Annotated in this window: 11 protein-coding genes; 4 read left to right on the forward strand and 7 right to left on the reverse strand. The window is 71.0% G+C overall.

All coding sequences use genetic code 11. The features are described 5' to 3' along the window. Positions 1–143 precede the first annotated feature (143 nt). From Asi03nite_RS29595 to Asi03nite_RS29605, 3 genes are all read right to left on the reverse strand, one after another. Entirely contained in the window at positions 144–1,145 is a 1,002-nt protein-coding gene (locus Asi03nite_RS29595; RefSeq protein WP_239103024.1) for a tyrosine-type recombinase/integrase, read from the reverse strand. 41 nt (positions 1,146–1,186) lie between these two features. After that, a complete protein-coding gene (locus Asi03nite_RS29600) occupies positions 1,187–1,630 on the reverse strand; it encodes a hypothetical protein (protein ID WP_203683781.1) in 444 nt (147 codons plus the stop codon). A gap of 125 nt (positions 1,631–1,755) precedes the next feature. Further along, positions 1,756–1,986 carry a hypothetical protein gene (locus Asi03nite_RS29605; protein WP_203683782.1) on the reverse strand — a complete coding sequence of 77 codons (231 nt, stop codon included), beginning with the start codon at positions 1,984–1,986 and terminating at the stop codon, positions 1,756–1,758. Positions 1,987–2,559: 573 nt separating this feature from the next. Between Asi03nite_RS29605 and Asi03nite_RS29610 the strand changes: the two genes are divergently transcribed. Next, positions 2,560–4,950, forward strand: coding sequence for a BTAD domain-containing putative transcriptional regulator (locus Asi03nite_RS29610; protein WP_203683783.1), 2,391 nt, complete (start codon positions 2,560–2,562; stop codon positions 4,948–4,950). Positions 4,951–4,979: 29 nt separating this feature from the next. Here the strand turns inward: Asi03nite_RS29610 and Asi03nite_RS29615 are convergent, their stop codons facing one another. Together Asi03nite_RS29615 and Asi03nite_RS29620 are read right to left on the reverse strand one after the other, a co-directional pair. Further along, positions 4,980–5,477 carry a suppressor of fused domain protein gene (locus Asi03nite_RS29615; RefSeq protein WP_203683784.1) on the reverse strand — a complete coding sequence of 166 codons (498 nt, stop codon included), beginning with the start codon at positions 5,475–5,477 and terminating at the stop codon, positions 4,980–4,982. An 11-nt stretch (positions 5,478–5,488) separates the two neighbouring features. Then, on the reverse strand, positions 5,489–13,768 hold the full coding sequence (locus tag Asi03nite_RS29620) for a DNRLRE domain-containing protein (protein WP_203683785.1): 8,280 nt from the start codon (positions 13,766–13,768) through the stop codon (positions 5,489–5,491). 263 nt (positions 13,769–14,031) lie between these two features. On the opposite strand from Asi03nite_RS29620, the gene Asi03nite_RS29625 reads away from it, so the two are divergent. Next, positions 14,032–14,229: a hypothetical protein gene (locus Asi03nite_RS29625; RefSeq protein ID WP_203683786.1), complete on the forward strand. Its 198-nt coding sequence runs from the start codon at positions 14,032–14,034 to the stop codon at positions 14,227–14,229. A gap of 156 nt (positions 14,230–14,385) precedes the next feature. On the opposite strand, the gene Asi03nite_RS29630 is transcribed toward Asi03nite_RS29625, so the two are convergent. Beyond that, positions 14,386–14,811: a PPOX class F420-dependent oxidoreductase gene (locus tag Asi03nite_RS29630; protein WP_203683787.1), complete on the reverse strand. Its 426-nt coding sequence runs from the start codon at positions 14,809–14,811 to the stop codon at positions 14,386–14,388. A 609-nt stretch (positions 14,812–15,420) separates the two neighbouring features. Between Asi03nite_RS29630 and Asi03nite_RS29635 the strand changes: the two genes are divergently transcribed. Then, on the forward strand, positions 15,421–15,948 hold the full coding sequence (locus tag Asi03nite_RS29635; protein WP_203683788.1) for a GNAT family N-acetyltransferase: 528 nt from the start codon (positions 15,421–15,423) through the stop codon (positions 15,946–15,948). A gap of 88 nt (positions 15,949–16,036) precedes the next feature. Then, the gene (locus Asi03nite_RS38630) at positions 16,037–17,545 is read left to right on the forward strand and encodes a DUF6345 domain-containing protein (protein WP_203683789.1); all 1,509 of its coding nucleotides are present in this window, start codon (positions 16,037–16,039) and stop codon (positions 17,543–17,545) included. A 142-nt stretch (positions 17,546–17,687) separates the two neighbouring features. Here Asi03nite_RS38630 and Asi03nite_RS29645 read toward each other — a convergent pair whose 3' ends face one another. Then, complete coding sequence (locus Asi03nite_RS29645; RefSeq protein ID WP_203683790.1) at positions 17,688–18,245, reverse strand: DUF892 family protein; 558 nt, start codon at positions 18,243–18,245, stop codon at positions 17,688–17,690. Positions 18,246–18,325: the final 80 nt, after the last annotated feature.

The raw sequence follows: 18,325 nt of genomic DNA on the forward strand, positions 1-18,325 counted from the left end.
AAGGCCACGACCGTACTGACACCAGACCGCGGCAACCGCCGCCCTCCGGATTTTCGCCGGACAGGCCAGCACCGTGCACCTCCGAGAGGCGCTCAACCCCGCGGTGGAGGACCACACCGATCCCCCACCGCAACGCTGACGCTCTACTCCGCCTCCGTCACCTTCTCCGGCAGAGCCAGCGGATTTGGCTCTCCCGTCAAACCGGCCAAAGCGGTCGCGATCTCCTGCAACGTCGCCTTCACATAGCGCGCCGTCGTGCCCGTGTCATTCGGACTCTCGGCATGACCAGCGAAAGCCAGCGCAACACCATAGCCGTAAACCCGCTCGACCCACGTCAGGGTCGTATGCCGCAGCCAATGCGCCGAAACCCCCTGCGCGGCCACCCATGGCAGCTCACGGCCAAGCCGTTCGAACAGGCCGTCATAGCGGCGCCGGGTCACCGGACGGCCATCCAAATACCGCAGCAACTGCTGGTCCGGCGCCGCTCCACGCTCGTGGACGTGATGCAGCAAAAAGGTCATCAACGTGGGCGAGACCGGCTGCCACCGATACGTCCCGCCCTTCTCCCGCAGCATGGCCAAACACTGCTGGACATCCAAGTCCATCGGCCGCAACCCGAGCAACCCACCACGTCGGCACGCAGTCTCGATGTGGAAACGGACGATCAGCGCATCCAACTCCGGATCCTGGCCGCCGGTGCCAGCCGCCACAACGAGCTCACCGAGCCGCTCGTCCGGCAACGCGATCCGCTGCGACGTCGGCCGCCGCGGCTTGGCCACCTTCCGTGCCGGATCATCCGCATCCGCGATCAGCCGATCCGCCACCGCCCGCCGATACACACACCGCAACGCAGCAATCACATGCTCACCGGTACTCGACCCGCCCCGCGAATTACGCCGCCGGACGGCCTCACCCTGCAACTGCCGCATCAAGGTCTCGACCTCGGTCGGCGTGATCTCGTCCAGACGCCGATCACCCCACCGGTCAACGACCTTACGCAGATAGTTGCCGTACGTACGCCGCGCCCCGTCCCCGAGGGCCGCAAGAACCACCGGCACGTACTCGCTGAACGTCGGCACCTGCGATCGCACTCCCGGTGCCTGCAGCAGATCCTCCGGGGTGATGCCCATCTGGTCGAGCAGCATCCGCGCTGCCTCGGCCAACTCCGGCCGCATCGGCGTAGCCATCACCGCTCACCGCCCAGCACTGCGGTGTGCACCGGCATCGACCAGCGATCCAGTTGCACCATCGGATGCACCACGAGCCGGCCTGGCTCCAGCAGAGCCGCCAACAGCACCCGTTCCTTCAACCCGATACCGACCGCACGACGCAAGCCGACAGGCAGCCGCAGGCACCCCCGCCCGCAGACCGCCTGCCCGCCAGCATCGTCCGCGTCGATCACAATCACGTTGTGCGCGACCGTGAACGTCACCCGCTGCCCGGACTCCCAGTCCAGCGCCGCCATGACCCTCGCATCGGAGATGCGGCCCTTGTCGTCCAGTGCGCACATCCCGAAGACGGCATCACGACGGGGAGGCGGTGGCGCCTCCGGCAACGGCAACGGCTTGCGGCTGACCGCAGCTCGCCGGTTCGGACCGCGGCGCTGGCCTTCGCGGTCGCCTTCCTTCATCCGCGGAACGAGCACGGGTAGCGGAATGGCCCTCACCACGCCGATCGCCCACTTTGGTCAGCGACCGCAGATCGCCGCACGGATACGACGAAACACCTGCTCAAGCGCACTTGAACCCCTCATCATCAGATGAGGCACAGCTGCGACGCGTGGGGGTCCCCCCTCGGACACACATTGAGCACACGGCCGAGGTCGGAAACGATCTCGGCCTTCAGTGTCTCTGAGCCCGGCTTGTAGGTCATCCGCAGCCTGATGCGGCTGCAAAGCTCCGCCTTGTCACGCCGGGTCAGCCCTGCGCAGGACGTCGAGCAGACCGCCGAGACCTTCCCGACCGCGGCGATCTGGTCTTCGTTCATCCGCTGGGCGGTGCAGCAACCAACCCGGCCGTAGCGACGGCGGTGCAGCAGCCAACCGGGCCATAGCGACGGCGGTGGCCCGCGTAGCCGAGGTCTCACGGATCCAGCCGGCGATGAGCGCCGGGTCGCCTCCCGCGTCGAGCGCCGCTCGGTAGCGCGCGAGCTTCGCGTCGCAGTCTCGATCGTCCGGTGAAGCCGATCGGCGTCGTCTCCGTTGCCGTGCGCCGCCAGATCGACCCCATTACCGGGCGTCCGCGATACCGCGCAGGCCGGTGGTCGAGGTGTCGCCGTTCAGCTCCTGCGTAAGGAACCAAGATCGAGGTCGTCATGTTCGACTCGGACGCCAGCAGGGATTGCCGTGACGCGTTCATCAACCAGGCCACCATCGCTGGCCAAGATGGCCCTCGAGCAGGCCGGCGGCAACGGTGGTGAGATCGCGGTGCTCTCGGCCACCCCGAACTCGAGGAGGTCGGAGTCGGTGTACCGCTGGCCGTGGAAGTTGCGGGTGGCGAACGAGTTCCGGTCGTATGTAAGGTTATCGATGGTTCGGCCGAGGGCACGGGGGTGGCCAAGGTGGAAGCCGACACGCGCCCGGGTGATCTGATCCGGGCCTTCCGCAGACGCGCGGCGCTGACCCAGGACGAGCTGGCCAGGCGCAGCGGGCTGAGCACGCGGACGCTGCGTGACCTGGAGAGCAACCGGGTGACCGCGCCGCGCAAGAGATCACTGCGGGCGCTCGCCGGTGCGTTGCTTCTTTCTCCGGGCGAGGCGGACCGGCTCCTCCGGGAGGATCCGGGCACGGTCGGCCCGCTGCGCGTCGAGCTTCTCGGGCCGCTGTCGGTCACGCTCGGCGGCCGCCAGGTGCCGCTCGGCGCGCCCGCCCACTGCACCGTGCTCGCGACGCTGGCGCTGCACGCGGGCCGGACCGTCGCCCGCGAGGAGCTGATCGCCGCCCTGTGGGGCGACCGCCCGCCCCGGACCAGCGCCTCCCTGGTGCGGGCGGTGATCGCCCGGCTGCGCAGGCTGCTCGACATCGGCGGTGACCACCATCCGCTGCACACCGACGGCGACGGCTACGCGTTGCGGCTGGGCCCCGACGACATCGACGCCGTCCGCTTCGAGGACCTGCTGGCGCGTTCGGAGGCCGCCGACCCGGGTACGCCCACGGCGGCCGCGATCGCCCGGGAGGCGCTGCGGTGCTGGCGGGGACCCGTGGTGGCCGACGGCGCCGAGCGCGTACGCGACAGCGCGGCCGCCCGGACGCTGGCCCGGGGGCGGGTGACGGCCGCCGTCCGCTGCGCGCGCCTCGACGTCGACGGGTCCGGCCTCGACCCGGTCCGGGAGGTCGCCGCCGCCGAACCCCTCGACGAGCCGCTGCACGCCGAGCTGATGCTGGCCCTGGCCCGCTGCGGCGACCTCGCCGGGGCGCGGCGGGTGTACGGGGAGATCGCCGCCCGGCTGGCCCGGTCGGGCGGACGGGCGCCGGGTGAACGGCTGCTCGGGGCCTACCGCGAGATCGGGACCGAACGTCCGCGCGTACGTCCGTGGGTAGGCCCCGCCCAGCTGCCGCGCGCGCCGGAGTCGTTCGTGGGCCGCGCCGGCCTGCTGCGCGCGCTGGACGACGGGCCCGGCGTCTGCGTGGTCGGCGGCGGTCCGGGAACCGGCAAGACGGCGGCGGTCCTGCACTGGGCGCACCGCGCGCGGCCGGGCTTCCCCGACGGCCAGCTGTTCGCCGACCTCGGCGGCGACACCCGGCCGGAGCTGCTGCTGGGCGAGTTCCTGCACGCCCTCGGCGTACCGCCGGAGCGGATCCCCGCGAGCCTCGACGGGCGCACCGGCCTGTTCCGTAGCGTGGTCGCCGACCGCCGGGTGCTGATCGTGCTCGACAACGCGCGGTCACCCGAGCAGGTCCTGCCGCTGCTGCCGGGTGCGCCCGGCTGCCGGACCGTCGTCACCAGCCGCGACCAGCTCCGGGGTCTGATCGTGACGGCGTCGGCCGCCTCGCTGACGGTCGGTCCCCTCGACGCGGCCACCAGCCGGGAGTTGCTGGCGCGGCGCCTCGCGGCCGAGCCCGCCGCCGTCGCCGGCCTGGCGGCGCCCTGCGCCGGCCTGCCCTTGGCGCTCAGCGTCGTCGCCGCCGAGGTCGCGCTGACCCCGCACACGTCGCTCGCCGACCTCGCCGCCCGGTTGCGCGGGTCGCCGTCCCCGCCGGACGAGGTGCGGCGGGTCTTCGCCGACGCGTACCGCGGGCTCGGTGCCGAGGCGGCGCGGCAGCTGCGCGCGTACGCCCACGGGTCGCCGGCCCCGATCGGCCGCGACGCGCTCGACGAACTGGTCCGGAGCCACCTGCTCACCGCCCTGCCGGCCGGGGGCCACACGATCCATCCGCTGCTACGGGAGTGGCTGCGAGGGCTGCCGGCCGGTCCCGGCGACGAGCCGCTCGACCGGGGCCGGGCCCTGCTCGCCGAGGCGCGGGGCGAGGAGGAGGCCGGTCGGCACGAGGACGCGCTGCGCGGCCGGCAGGCCGCCCTCGTCCTGTTCCAGCAGGCCGGCGACCGGCAGGGGCAGGCCCGCGCGCTGACCGCCGTCGGCTGGTCCTGGGTCCGGCTCGGCCGCCCGGTTGCCGCGCTGACCCACTGCCGCCGCGCCCTCGACATCACCGTCGCCCTCGACGACCTGTCCGGGCGGGCCGCCGCGCACGGCGCGATGGGCGTCGCCCACCACCGTCTCGGTGACCACGCCGAGGCCGTACGGTGGCTGCGCCGCGCCCAGGAGTTGCACCACCTCGACGGTGACACGTACGGCGAGGCCTGCGCCCGGGCCCACCTCGGCGACGCCTACGACGCCTCCGGGCAGCACGTGACGGCGGTGGCCCAGTGGCAGGCGGCCGCGGGCGCGTTCGACCGGCTGGGCGACCCCCGGGCGGCGACGATCCGCAGCAAGGCGGGTCTCCACCCCCGTTGAACCACCCCCTCGCGCCGGCCACGATCCGGTCAGGCCACCGGCTCGCGATGGGGGTCGAGGCGGTCCCAGGGGCGATCCCACAGGGACTCGAAGCCGGTCGCGTAGGTGAGGTCCCGCTCGGCGGCGTGGATCGGGTAGACGCCGACGAGTTCGACGCCGCCGAGGTGAGGAACGAGGGCCCGCACCGCCGGGATCGGCTCGGCCAGCAGGAGGCTGGTCAGCGGGGAACCCTCGACCAGCGCGCCGGCGTAGCCGATCGCCTGCCCGGGACGGAACGGGTGGCGGCCGCGCAGCGCGGCGGCCACCCGCGCCGGCACGGCGCCCCACTCCACGTCGTCGGTACGGACGGTCAGCGCCAGTTCGCGGCCGGTCGCCAGCCCGTACGTGAAACCGGTGACCTGCCCGGCCTCCGGGAACCCGGCGAAAACGAGAGCCTGGACGTCGTCGCCCCCGTCGGCGGGCACGAACCGATGGATGACCGGCTCGCTGCCCACCGCCGCGGACAGGTGTTCGGGGAATGTCGGCATGGATGGTGAGCCTATTCGCCGGACGGGAAGAAGAAGCCGCGCTCCGAGTGCCACCACTCGGTCTGGGAATGGTCGATGTAGGAGTTGAACTCCTCGAACCGGGAGGACGGAATCCGGAACTCGGTCAGATCGGCGATCCCGTCCTTGTTCTCGAGCGGGAATTCGAGTTTGCCGAAGGCCTCCCGGAAGCCGGGCTTCATGGTGAAGACGTGGAACCCTGGCTCGTGGCCGATGCCGGCGTACTGCGCGGCGCCCTCGGGCTTGTTGGCCAGGTACGCCGTCGGGTGGGAGCCCTCGTGGTTGGCAGCGCTGAGCCCAGAGCGCTCGCTGGCGCGGTTGCCGGCGCCGGGCGAGCGGTAGAGCTTGTCCCCGCCTCCGCCGGCGCCGGCAGAAGCCGGCTTGCTCGTCGACGCGGGACGCCGGGCCGGGGGCTTGGGCTTGGGCGCGCCACCGGGGATGCCCTCGCTGCGCGCTCCCGAGGTGACCTTGGCCGGGCCACCGGGCTCGGCGCCGGCCTTGCCGCCGGGACGGGCGCCGGCCCGGCCGCCGACCTTGTGGCTCACGAAGATCTCGAAGCCGAGGCCGGCCAGGTTGCCGGCGCAGGTCGGACCGCTGGTGCCCGCGCCGCAGCCGACCGCCTCCTTGGCCCGGCCGCACGCCGCCTGGTCGTTGTCGTAGCCGCACGCCTCGGCGTCGCCGAACAGGTTCAGCGTCGCTTTGGCCTTGTTCTTGAGGCTGTCGCAGGCCGCCTCGCTGTCGCCGGACGAGCAGTCGTCCAGTTCGGCGTACGTGTTGGCGGTCTCCTTGACGTCCTCCTTGACCCGGTTGTACGCGGCCTTGCCGGCCTCACCGACCGCGTCGGCGGCGTCCGACAGCCAGTTGTGGCCGTCCAGCTCCACGTTCGAGATGGGGTTGCCGCCGGCGAACGCGTACCGGTTGCCGGTGTACGGGTCGACCGCCAGCCCGAGGTCGTTGAGCGCGCCGTTGTAGGAGTCGCGGGACAGGTACTGGTTGATGCCGGGGTCGTAGTCCCGGAAGCCCATGTCGTAGTCGCCGCTGGCCTGGTCGTAGCGCTTGCTCTGGAACCGGTACGAGTTGTACGGCGTCTTGTCGGGGTTGTCGGGGTTGCTGGCATCGGGCTTGTCGGCGCCGGTGAACTGGGCGCCGTCGTTCTTGCCGTACGCCGTGTACCCGTACGTGGCCCGGCCGTCGCCCTTGTCGTCGGTGATCTGGTCGATGTCGGACTGGCCGTCGTACCCGCTGTACGAGTCCTCCTTGCTGTCGTCGGCGTTGGTCTTCACCTGCGAGAGCAGGTCGCCGCCGGGACCGCGCTGGTAGGTCTTGACGACCTTGCTGCCCTCGAGCTCGGCCGAGACGTCCTTGGTCAGGCCCAGGTACGCGTACGTGGTGGTCTTGCCCCCGTACGTGCGCGTCAGCATCCGGTCGAGCGGGTCGTAGGTGTAATCGGTGGTCTTGCCGCCGGGGTTCTTGACGTTCTTGACGACGTGGTCGAACCCGTCGTACGTGTAGCTCTCCAGCTGCGTCCCGTCGACGTCGGCGGTGATGGTCTTGAGCCGCCCGTACGGGTCGTAGGAGTAGGACGCCGTGGCCGAGCTGACCGCGCTCTTGGTCAGCCGGTTGCGGTCGTAGGTGTAGGTGGTCGTCGTCCCGCCGACGGTCTGCCGCACGACGTTGCTGTTGTTGTCGTGGACGTACTGCTCGGTCGCCGCCCCGGAGCCGGTCTTGGTGACGGTGCGGATGCGGTCCTGCGGGTCGTACACGTACGTGCTGGTCGTGTCCAGGTAGGCGGTCTTGGTGTCGGCGTTCTGCTTGTGCTGGACGTCCTTCGACTTCTGCCCGTTGGCGGCGTACTCGTAGGTGTGCTGGTTGACGACCGTGCCGTCGGACTTCTTCTCGACCGAGCCGCGGACGGCGCCGTTCAGGAAGTAGTCGGTGGTGACGACGTTGTTGTTGCCCTTGGTCTCGGTCGCCGTCTGCGCCCGGTTGGTGTACGTGTACTTGGTGACCTTCGGCTTCGGGTCGTCGCGGGTCTCGGCGTTGCGGATCTCGGTGACCAGGTCGCGCTGCGGCTCGTAGGTGTAGGTGGAGATCTGCAGGTCGTGGGTGCGGCGCTTGAGCAGGTCGTTCGGCTCGTACTCGAAGGTCGTGGTGTGCTTGACCGACCCGTTGTCGCGTTCCTCGAGGCTGGCCACCCGGTCGAGCGCGTCGTAGCCGGCCGCGTACTCGTCGACGGTGGCGCCGTCGCTGGTGTCGCGCATCGTGACGAGGTTGGCGTCGAGGTCGTACGCGTACGCGAAGTGCTTGGCCGGTCCGGCCGACCCGGCGCCGTTGTCGTCGGTGGTCCGCCGCTTGCCGTCCGGGAAGTAGCTCCACGACAGCTCCCGGGTGGTTGCCCCGGGCGACGAGACCTTGCGGGAGATCTGGGCGCCGTTGTCGTCGTAGTCGTAGGTGGTGGTGATGTTCCACCCGGCGTCCTGCGAGGTCTTGACCCAGCCGTTGTCCCAGAACGTCTGGACGCTGTCGTTGCGGGTCGTCTGCCCGTTGGACGGCGGCGCCGAGACGCGCTCCAGGTTGCCGACCGCGTCGTAGGTGTAGCGGGTGACCGGCGGCGTGGTGAAGGTGCTGTCGTCCTTGTCGTACGCCTGCTGGACCTCGCGCGGCCGGTTGAGCTTGTCGTAGAGGGTGACGGTGGCGAAGTCGTCGTTGTCGTCGGTGGTCTCGACCCCGCGCGGGCTGATGGTGCGGGTGGGGTTGCCCACCTCGTCGTACTCGAAGCGGGTGGTGCGGTAGGTGACGGTCCCGTTGACGTTCTGGTAGGGCACCCGCTGCTCGATCAGGTCGCCGCGGGAGTCGTACTTCGCGAAGGTGTGGTTGCCGTCCTGGTCGACCGCCTCGGTCGGGTTGCCGTCACGGTCGTAGCTCTGGCCGACCGTGTTGCCCTTGGCGTCGATCGCCGTCCTCATCCGGTGGTTGAGGTCGTAGGTGAACTTGCCGGTGAAGTCGGTGGTGTCGGCTGTGGCGTTCTTGCGCTGGTCGTACTGGGCGACGATGTCGCCGGCCACGTCGTAGGTCACGGTGACCCGGCCGCCGAGAGCGTCGGTGACGTCGGTGACCTGGTCGAGTTCGTTGTAGACGTACCCGGTGACGTAGTCCTGGGTGTCGGCCGGGGTGGCGACGCCCTTGGGCCGGGTGATCCGGGTGACGTTGCCGACCTGGTCGTACTCGTACTTGGTCGTCGGCGCGGCGGCGGTGTCGCTGTCCCGGGGCGAGGTGACCGTGCTGGTGCGGTCGAGCGCGTCGTACACCGCGGTGGTGACCGCGCCGGTCGGGGAGGTGGCCCGGGTGACGTTGTCGTTCTTGTCGTACGTCGGGGCCGGGGTGGTGATGTACCGGCCGCTCGCCGCGTCCTTGGGGACCTTGCTGGTCAGCAGCCGCCCGAACCCGTCGTACGTGTAGGTGGCGGTGTGGTTCTTGGCGTCCGTCGTGGTGAGCGTCTCGCCGATCGCGTTGTACGTGTACTTGGTGGCGTTGGTCAGCGCGTCGGTGACGGTCCGCGGGTAGCCGACGTCGCCGTAGTCGCCGAAGCGGGTGACGTTGTCGTCGGGGTCGGTCGAGGTGAGCATCCGCCCGGCCGCGTCGTACGTGTAGCTGCTGGTGTAGTCGCCGACGGTGGCCGTGGCGACGCCGTTGGGGTCGGTGACCGAGAGCAGGTTGCCGACCGTGTCGTACGCGAAGGTCCAGCGCCGGTCCTCCGGGGTGAGCTTCTCGATCAGGTCGGCGGTGTGCCCGGCCAGGCCGAACTGGTAGCCGAGCCTGGTGCCGGCCGTGTTGTTCTTGTTCGCCTCGGGGTCGCGGATCTCCAGCGGGTAGCCGGTCACCTGGTCGTAGCGCCAGGTGGTGACCGCGCCGCTCGGCTCCTGCGCACGGATGACGTTGTTGTCGGCGTCCCAGCCCAGCACGGTGATCTGTTTGCGGGGGTCGGCGATGCGGACCACCCGGCCGTACGGATCCATCTCGTTCTCGGTGACCCGGCCCTTGGCGTCGGTGACGGTCGAGGTGACCGCGCCGCTGGCGTCCCCGTCGGGGTCGGCGTAGTCGATGAACATCGGCTTGCCGACCCGGTCGGTGATCGTGGAGACCTTGCCGCGCTGGAACGCGTCGTCGCTGTCGTGGTAGTCGAGGCGGGTGGCGTTGCCGCGCGGGTCGGTGATCCGCTTGAGGCGGGCGTTGTCGCTGCCGTCCGACTCTTCGTAGAAGAACGTGAAGCTCTTGGCGTCGTCGGTGTTCGCGCCGTCGATCACCTCGCGCAGCAGCCCGGAGTCGCTGTAGACGAACTTGAGCTGGCGGCCGCTGACGTCGGTGATCGAGCGGACCTGGCCGACGATGTCGGGGTCCTGCAGGTCGGTCAGGTTCTGCTTGGTGTCGTCGACGAACGCCGTGTAGGGATCGCCCTGCTCGTAGTAGTCCAGGGTCAGGGTCTGCCGGTCGGCCGGGTCGGTGAGGTAACGCAGCACGCTGACCGTGCGGTAGCCGTCGCTGCGGCGCTCGTAGGTGAAGTCGAGCCGGTTGCCGTTCCGGTCCCGGATCGCGGTCTGGTAGCCGTTGTCGTCGAATATGAACTGGCTGCGGTCGGGCCGGGTCATCGTCCACGCCTCGGTGCAGTCGCCGCTGCCGGTGCGCTGCAGGTACTCGTGGACGCCGGACGGCTGGACGTAACGCCAGTCGGCCGGGTTCGCGCTGCCGTGCTTGTCGAGGTTGAACACGTGCGTGGTGCCGTCGCCGTCGGTCATCGCGACCTGCTGCGGCCAGTCCGCGGTCCCGCCCCGGAACTCCAGAGGCGACCCGAGCCGGACCGTGCTGGAGGCCGACAGCGACCAGCCCTGACCCATCGACGAGGTGGACCGGTCCTGGCTGTTGTAGGTGAGCCGGACGAACGTCGAGACGCCAAGGCTGGGGTTGTTGATCGGGTTGTAGCCGACGACCGCGTTGCCCGAGAACTGGTTGACCATCAGGCTCGCGCCGGCGCCGAGGCCGCCGCCCGCGTAGTGGTAGAACTTCTCGAGGCCGAGCTGGTCGGAGGTGGGATCCTCGACCGCGACGGTCTGGTCGAGCGGCTCGATCGAGGTGGTCTGCGACAGCCATTTGCCGGTGCTCTTGTTGCGCAGTTCCCACTTGAGCACGTACGGCGCCCGCCGGTCCCCGTCGTTGCCGGAGTCCGGGGCCTTGACGGTGGCGGTCACCGTGACGACGCCGCCGGGCGCCTGCGAGGAGGGCAGCGGCGTCTCGATCGGCGCGCCCGCCACGGTCACGTCGCTGCCGTCCTGACGCTGCCAGCGGTACGACACGACCCAGTCGGCGGCCGACCAGACGGCGTCGGTGGTGTTGGTGACCGTGACCGGCACGAGGTACTGGTCGCCGGGGACCATGCGGCCCGGGGTGTTCGGCGCCGCGTAGGTGCTGCCGGTGTCCGGCACGGTGTAGACGACCCGCAGGCGTGGCCGGAACGCCGGCTCGGCCGCCTCGGCCGACAGGAACAGCGTGCGCTGCTCACCGCCCGCCTCGTCGGCCAGCTTGATCAGGGCGCCCTTGTTGGTGCTGGGTGTGTCGATCCACCGCTGCACCAGCGGCCCGGCGTCCCACTGCGTCCAGCCGGGGTCGCCGTTGATGCCGGCGACGGTCGAGTAGACGGTGGATTCCACGTCGCCGCCGGCCGTCGTCCACGCCGTACCGGACTGAGCGTTGTTCCAGGTGGAGGTGGTCTCGTTGAAGTCGCGGGTGAGCGCCCGCAGCTGGTAGGCCGAGGTGCCGACGGCGGCGCCCTCCGCGTACCAGGCCCAGAGTCCGACCTTGGCGTCGAGCACCTTGGCCTTGGCCGGCAGTGCCAGGTTGGGGAACTTCAGCACGATGCGGCTGGTGCCGTACGTGCTGCCCTTGTTGCCCGCCTGCAGTTCCCCACCGGTGTCGAGGACGTCCCAGTTGCTGGTCGGCTTGGCGCTGGTCAGCGTGTTGTCGTCGGCGCCGGAGAAGAACCGGATCACCTGGCCGGCGGCGGCCAGCTTCACCATCTCGGTCGGCGCGGGGATGACCGAGCCGTCGCGGGTGCGCACGGCGACCATGTAGAAGATCTGCTCGCCGGGGGTCCCGCGGGTGTCGGCGTACGAGGTGCGGCCGGGGCGGACCGGGGCGACCAGGGTCCCGGCGGAGGGCAGGAAGCTCTGGGTGCGCCCGGCGTGGACCTGATACTCCACGATGTCGTCGTCGGGCGAGGACGACGGGTCCTGGTACGCGCTCCAGGACAGGTCGGCGCCGGTCGAACGCACGGTGGTGACCGGGTTGAGGGCGACGCCGGCGCGGCCCCAGGTGAGCAGCAGCTTCGGCCCGTGGTCGTCCTCACCGCCGTACGAGTAGTCACCGGACTCGTAGCGCGGACCGCCGTTGAGCGCGGTCTCGTCCTTCGCCTTGACCATGAAGCCGTAGTTGGGGGCGCCGTCCAGCCAGCCCTGCACGATGTTGCGGACGCTGAACGAGTGCCAGGCGTTCGTGACGTCCTTGGGCTTGGTCGCCTCGCCGCGTTTGACGAACCGGACGGCGTCGGCGACGACCACCTTGCCGGCGACGTCGCCCAGGGTGACCTTGTGGGTGGTCCCGGCCTTGAACGGGTAGCTGCCGAGCGAGACCCAGGTGCCGTTGCCGGAGCCGGTGGTCTGGTTGACCGCCTTGGTCACGGTGCCGCCGTCGTACGAGATGGTGTACGGCGCGGTGGTCGCCCGGTCACTGCCCGGCACGTAGTGGGTGAGAACCTCGTAACTACCGGCCTCGGTGATCCGCGGCACCCAGCTGAAGCTCTGCCCGGCGGTGGCGTCGCTGTTGTAGACGTAGGCTCCGTTGACGGCCTGGGAACGGTCGTTGCCGGTCGAGCCGAGCCACTCGCCGGTGCGGGTGACCTTGGCGGTGTCGGCCTCGTCGACCTGCTCGCGGTTCTCGCCCGCCTCGCCGAAGTTGGCGTTCATGCTGGTCCAGGTGGCGGTGTTCTCGACCCAGCCGGCGGTCGCCCGGCGCGCCTCGAGGACGGTGCTGAACGCGTCACCGTCGCTGAACGTCTGGTCGTAGTACATCTGCAGCTGGGCGGAGTCAAGCGTGGTGCCGGCCGGGACCTGCGACAGGTCGAAGCGGGTCAGCGCGCGGAATTTGCCGGCCGAGTTGACGCCGGTCGACAGCTTCCACGTGTTGTCGTAGTTGGACCCCGGCGAGTCCGACCCGATCATGACGTCCTGGGCCTGCGTCAGCGTCGGCTGGATCTTGATGGTCGGGTCGATGACGACCGGGTACTTGCGGGCAGGGTCTCGCAGCCAGGCGCTGTCCGCGGTGATCGTGACCCGGGTCCGCCCGCCGGCCTGCGTCACGGTCTGGGTGACCTTGGTGCTGAGGCCCTTGCCGGTGACCGAGCTGTCGTCGTCGCGGCTGTCGTACATGTACGGCGCGGGCAGCGTGAACAGGGCCGGCCCGACCCTGTCGGCGGGAAGGAAGGCGACCGACCCGCCCGCCTGCGGCACTGCCCGGACGTTGTCCAGCGCCAGGGCGAAGGTCCAGGTGGCGGACCCGGTCGGGGGTGCCTTGAGGATGATCTGTTCCTTGACCGCGGTACGCGTCACCTCGTACACGAGGTCGGCGCCACCGGCCGCCGCGGGGTAGGTGACGCGGCTACCGGAGGCCGTCGGAGTGGCGGCGCGCGGCGCGCTGTCGAGGCCCATGGTCAGGCCGTGGCCGCCCGGCACCGAGTACTGAAGGAGCCGGTCGGTGCGGTCGCCGAACCGGCTGCCGAACGTGTTGCGGGTGGCGGCGTACGGGTAGCCGGCGGTGCCCGAGGCGGCCGGCCGGGTGTCGATGTCCTGCCACCGGCCCTGAGCGTCGCGGTAGTGCACCGGCTCCCGGCTCACCTCGCTCTGCGTACGGCCGTCGGCGAGCTTGAAGACCTTGGTGGTCGCCGTGCGCCGGCCGGTGACCTCGCCGACCCGCTCGGCGGGCGGGATGGCCGCCGCCGGGACCGATTCACCGGCCGCCGGGAGGACCCGGGCCGGCGCGGGCTGAGCCGGCGCGAGATCACGCCCCTGTGGGGCCGGCGGCCGCAGCACGTTCCCGGACGGCGGTACGGGTGGAGTCGGAGCCCGGCGCGGCCCGGCCGACGCCGGACTGCCGCTGACCGCGAGCGCGACGACGCCGAGCGCGGCCGCGATCCGAACTCGAGTGCTGAAGACGCGTGACGACGCCACCGTTCCCCCTACGGTCGGTCTGCTGTGCGCGCCCGACGATCCACGCCGGATCCCGGCCGGTCAACGCGCCGCATCACCACCGTGCGCCGCACCCCGGAACTGCCGGTCGTGAACTGCCGGTCACCCTCGGTCAGGGGTGTTCGGCTGCTGGTCGGCGCCCATCCGGCAGCCGCCGGTTGGCTCACCCGGACGCGCCACACGCGGCGGTGCCGTTTCAGCGCTGCTTCAACACCGTTCCCGGGGGCGGGGTGAGGCTCGCGCCCATGAGAAAGCGACTCTGGTCGTACCTCGCGGTCGGCGCGCTCGCGCTGGTCCCACCCCTCGTGGCGGCCCGGCCGGCCGGCGCCGCGGGATCGCGGGAGGTGCCGCACGGCGCGAGGGGTTTCGCGCCGCGTTCGGCCAGCCACAACTGCGGCACCTCGTCGGCGCCTTTCCGCTTGGCCCGGGCCCGCAGATGGTGAATGCTCGCCCAGATATTCGGCCAACTGGGCTGCGGCGAGGGGGTGGTTGTAGCGGGTGGTTTCTGTGACCTGTGAAAGCCCCTTCGCTGTCGGCTGACAGGATTTGAACCTGCGACCCCTTGACCCGTACCCGGGGGTCCGGGTCAAGCCGTCGCGTCAGACCGACTGGCCGTAGACGTGGGTGACCTTGAGGGCCAGCAGCACCCGCCGGTCGGCGACCATCGTGGCGCGGTACTCGTCCCAGTCCGGGTGCTCGCCGGCGGCGCGGCGGTAGTAGTCCACCAGGGCCTCCACCTCCGGGCCGTGCGGGTCGTCGCCCGGCCCGATCAGCGTGGCGTCGCCGTCCGCGGTCGCCCAGGCCCGGCCGTCCGCGCTGGTCACCTCGATCGACGCGCGGGGGTCGCGGCGCAGATTGGCGGTCTTGGCGCGGCCCTCGACGACCGACACGAAGATCGTCCCGGCGTCGCGGTCGTAGTACGGCAGGATCGGCGAGAGCTGGGGGCGGCCGTCCTTGCGGAGGGTGGCGAGGACTCCGAGGCGGCTCTCCGCGAGCAGGGTGTGCGGGTCGAATGCGGTGCTCATGTCTTCCCTCCGGGTCGGCGGTACTTTCGGCCGGTGTCTGGCGGATCAGCGGTTCTTTCGGCCGGTGTCGTGGGGATGGGTGGTCGGCGTACGGTTCCAGCACGGGTCGGGGATTCGCCGCTCGCCCGGCCGGGAGTGCTGGGAGTGCCGGGAGGAGGTGACGCTGGTCAGGTGGAGACCATTCACAAGAACGAGATTACGGTACGGACGGGGCGCCGTTCTGTCCCACGAAGGGCTGGCCGGGATCCCCGATGGTGACCCTGCTCATCGACGATCTGCGGTCGTTCGTGGACGGCCGGGCCGCCTCGGTGGCACGCAACAGCGCGGACCTCGCCGAACACCGCGGCCGCCCGCAGGCCCGCCCGGCGGTCGACCGATGCCGGCTGGGGCGACGAGCCAGCCGTTGGCCGCCCGCAGGCCCGCCCGGCCGTCGACCGATGCCGGCCGGGGCGACGAGCCAGCCGTTACCGGGCGGGGCGCGCTGGTCGCCGTCACCACTCGGCTGGTCGGGCGGGTCGGCGGGCTCGGGCCGTACCGCCGCGGTCGTCGCTGAGCGCGACCACCGGAACCCGGCGGCGGAAAGCGGATCTCTTCGCTAGCGTGCCCCGGATGAACGCATTGGGTGAGCTGGTGGAGTTGCGGGCGATGCGGCCCGGGGACGCGGACGCGCTGTGGCGCTGGAACCACGACCCGGACGTGATGCGCTGGATGAGCGCGGGTTATCCGCAGACGCCGGAGACCGTCGCGACCTGGCTCGCCGCGCGGCCCCGCAACGACTACGGCGACGTCCTCTTCGGCGTCTGCGAGCGGGGCGGCGGCACGCTGATCGGGCTGATCCGGCTGCACGGGGCCGAGCCGGAGACCGGGATCGCCGAACTCGACATCTACCTCGGGGAGAAGGACTTCTGGGGGCGCGGGTACGCCACCGACACGGTGCGGACCGCCTGCCGGTACGGCTTCGACAGGATGCGCCTGCACAAGATCACCCTGACCGTGGTGGTGGACAACGAGGCGGCCCACCACGTCTACCGGAAGGTGGGGTTCGTCGACGAGGGACGGTTGCGCCAGGTGTTCCGGCGCGACGGCCGCTGGCTGGACCAGTACACGATGGGCCTTTTGGCCGGAGAGCTGCGCTGATCGTGCCGCCCGGGTCCGGGCCGGTATCTTGACGGCCCGGACCCCGCTCCTATCGGTGTCGGAACGTCGCACAGGCAGGAGCGAGGACATGACCGAGCTGTTCGATGCGAGGCTGGTGGCCGGGCAGGATCCGAACGCGAGTGGGAACGGGGACGCCGCCAAGGGGACCCAGCAGGACGTCTACTTCCTCACGTCGATCGAGGACTTCCCGCCGGGGGTCGGCGACCTGGGCCTCACGCACGACGACGCGCAGGGGTTCCACGACTACGTGAAGCAGTTCAACACGCCCAACGGCTGGTACAAGGACGGCAGCGTGGGGCAGTGGATCTACGAGGAGACGTACGACAACTACCTCGACGACTTCGGCTTCGACGCCGCCAAGGTGGTGTACCACTCCGGTCACGGCGCGATGGCCAGCGACGGCGTGTTCTCCATCCCGGTCGGCAACGACTGGGGTGGCGACCACTGGACCACCTCGAACGACATGCGCCTGGGCAACGAGTACGCCCGCTACGTCTTCTGGTCGACGTGCGAGTCGGTGCGGGTCAAGGACGGTCACACGCCGATCCGGACCTGGTCGGCCGCCAACCTCGGGCTGCGGATGATCTTCGGGTACGAGACGGTCAGCGTGGACAACGGCGACTACGGCAAATTCTTCTTCGAGGAGTGGAACAGGAACAAGTCGTTCAGCACCGCGTTCCTGGACGCCTCCTGGCGGATCAGCCACCACCAGGAGCCGGCCGTGACCGCGTGCGGCTCGACCCAGGCCGAAGCCACCGACCGGCTGTTCAACGAGCGGCTGTTCGACGCCGCCCGGTCCAGCACCACCTGGTGGTGGTGGCGCTGGTACAACCAGTCCAGCCTGCGCGAGCGCAGCCTGGAGGTCCCGGCCGGCGCCCGCTCGGCCAAGTTCGGCCCGGCCGGCGCCCGTGACCTGGCCGCCGCCTGGACCGACCGGTTCGGCGCGGCCGCCCGGCTCACGCTCGGCGCGAACGGCGCGCGCGAGGCCGTCCTGGCCGCCCCGGCCGACACCGACCGCCGGCTCACCGACGACGAGGCGGTCGCTGTCGCCCGCCAGGCGATCGAGCGGTACCGCCTCGCCGAGCACGCCGACCTGGCCCTCGACCACATCCGCTACGACCGGCACGCCGGGGCCAGCGCGGACGAGCAGGTCGAGGAGCGGATCCGGGAGCGGACGGTCGGCTTCGTGCAGCTCGTCGGCGGCGTCCCGGTGGTCACCCCGGACGGCGGCCGCCTGCAGGTCGGCGTCGACAACGAGGGCGCCGTGACGGCGATCGCGGACTCCACCCGGCCGGTGGCCGACCTGCGCGAGGCTCCGGCGGTGCCGCCCCGTCCCGCGGCGTCCCGCGAATCGCGGGACATCGAGGGGCTGTTCGGGGACGCGCTGCAGCGGCGTCTGCGCCGGGCCGCTTCGGGCGGGCGGGTGCCGGCGGCGGTACGGGCGGTGCCGGCGAGCACTGAGGTCGGGTACGCGGTGCGCGGGGATGACGCGGTGCTGGTGGCGCGACGCGAGGTCGAGGTGGACTTCGGGGGCGGGCTGGCGAAGCGGTACGTCCTGGAGGAGCCGATCGTCTGAGCCGTGCCGGTGGGGCCTTCGGAGGCCGGGCGCCGCTTGCCCGCGGTGCCCGGCTTGGCCGATCAGGCCCGGCTCACCTCTCGATGTCGGACGGTTCCGGCGGGTGGGACGACGGCGCAAACCGGGGGGATCCGCGCGCCTGCTAGGCGGAGGCTCCGGCCATGGTGCGGGAGCCGCCGGCTGCCGCGAGCTGGCTGAGCGCGTCGCTCGCGTCGCCGGTGCACTCCAGCAGGATCTCGTGCATCAGCCGGTGTGCCATTCCGGCCGTGTCCTCCTTCTGCTTGCAGATCGTGGTGAGCATCAGGGCGACGTCGGTCTGGCCCATCAGCATCGCCTTGTCGACCAGCAGCGCGTAGGTGTCCATCGCACTGTGGTTGATCTTCACGGTTCCGAACAGCGTGGTGGCGGCCAGGAACTCCGGAGCCGGGTCCTGCTGCCGGAACTGCTCGAGTTCATCCCGGACGCCCTCGATCACCGGACAGCGCACGTTCTGTGGCGTCGCGCCCAGCATCATCAGCATCTGGTCGATGCCCTTGATCTGCGCCCGGATCTCCTCGGCGTGCAGGCCGAGCAGCATGCGCGCCCGGTTGTCGGACGTCTCGCGGGCGCAGCGGTCGATGACCTCGGCCGCGACGCGCTCGCCCGCGTAGGCCATGGACAGATCGAAGATAAATGCGTCTTGCACGGTTCGTACGGACATCTGTTGCTCCTTGTTTCTCGTGAACGGATCGGTGTGGTGAACGGCGGATCCGGCCGCCGCCGGACCACGGGCGGCCTGAC

Source organism: Actinoplanes siamensis (assembly GCF_016862395.1).
In the GTDB taxonomy this organism is placed as follows: Bacteria; Actinomycetota; Actinomycetes; order Mycobacteriales; family Micromonosporaceae; genus Actinoplanes; species Actinoplanes siamensis.

Bases quoted from the DNA above. Each gene is read 5' to 3' on its own strand.
- Asi03nite_RS29595 (WP_239103024.1), bottom strand. From the start codon at position 1,145: ATGCTGCTCGACCAGATGGGCATCACCCCGGAGGATCTGCTGCAGGCA.
- Asi03nite_RS29600 (WP_203683781.1), bottom strand. From the start codon at position 1,630: ATGAAGGAAGGCGACCGCGAAGGCCAGCGCCGCGGTCCGAACCGGCGA.
- Asi03nite_RS29605 (WP_203683782.1), bottom strand. From the start codon at position 1,986: ATGAACGAAGACCAGATCGCCGCGGTCGGGAAGGTCTCGGCGGTCTGC.
- Asi03nite_RS29615 (WP_203683784.1), bottom strand. From the start codon at position 5,477: ATGCCGACATTCCCCGAACACCTGTCCGCGGCGGTGGGCAGCGAGCCG.
- Asi03nite_RS29625 (WP_203683786.1), top strand. From the start codon at position 14,032: ATGAGAAAGCGACTCTGGTCGTACCTCGCGGTCGGCGCGCTCGCGCTG.
- Asi03nite_RS29630 (WP_203683787.1), bottom strand. From the start codon at position 14,811: ATGAGCACCGCATTCGACCCGCACACCCTGCTCGCGGAGAGCCGCCTC.
- Asi03nite_RS29635 (WP_203683788.1), top strand. From the start codon at position 15,421: ATGAACGCATTGGGTGAGCTGGTGGAGTTGCGGGCGATGCGGCCCGGG.
- Asi03nite_RS38630 (WP_203683789.1), top strand. From the start codon at position 16,037: ATGACCGAGCTGTTCGATGCGAGGCTGGTGGCCGGGCAGGATCCGAAC.
- Asi03nite_RS29645 (WP_203683790.1), bottom strand. From the start codon at position 18,245: ATGTCCGTACGAACCGTGCAAGACGCATTTATCTTCGATCTGTCCATG.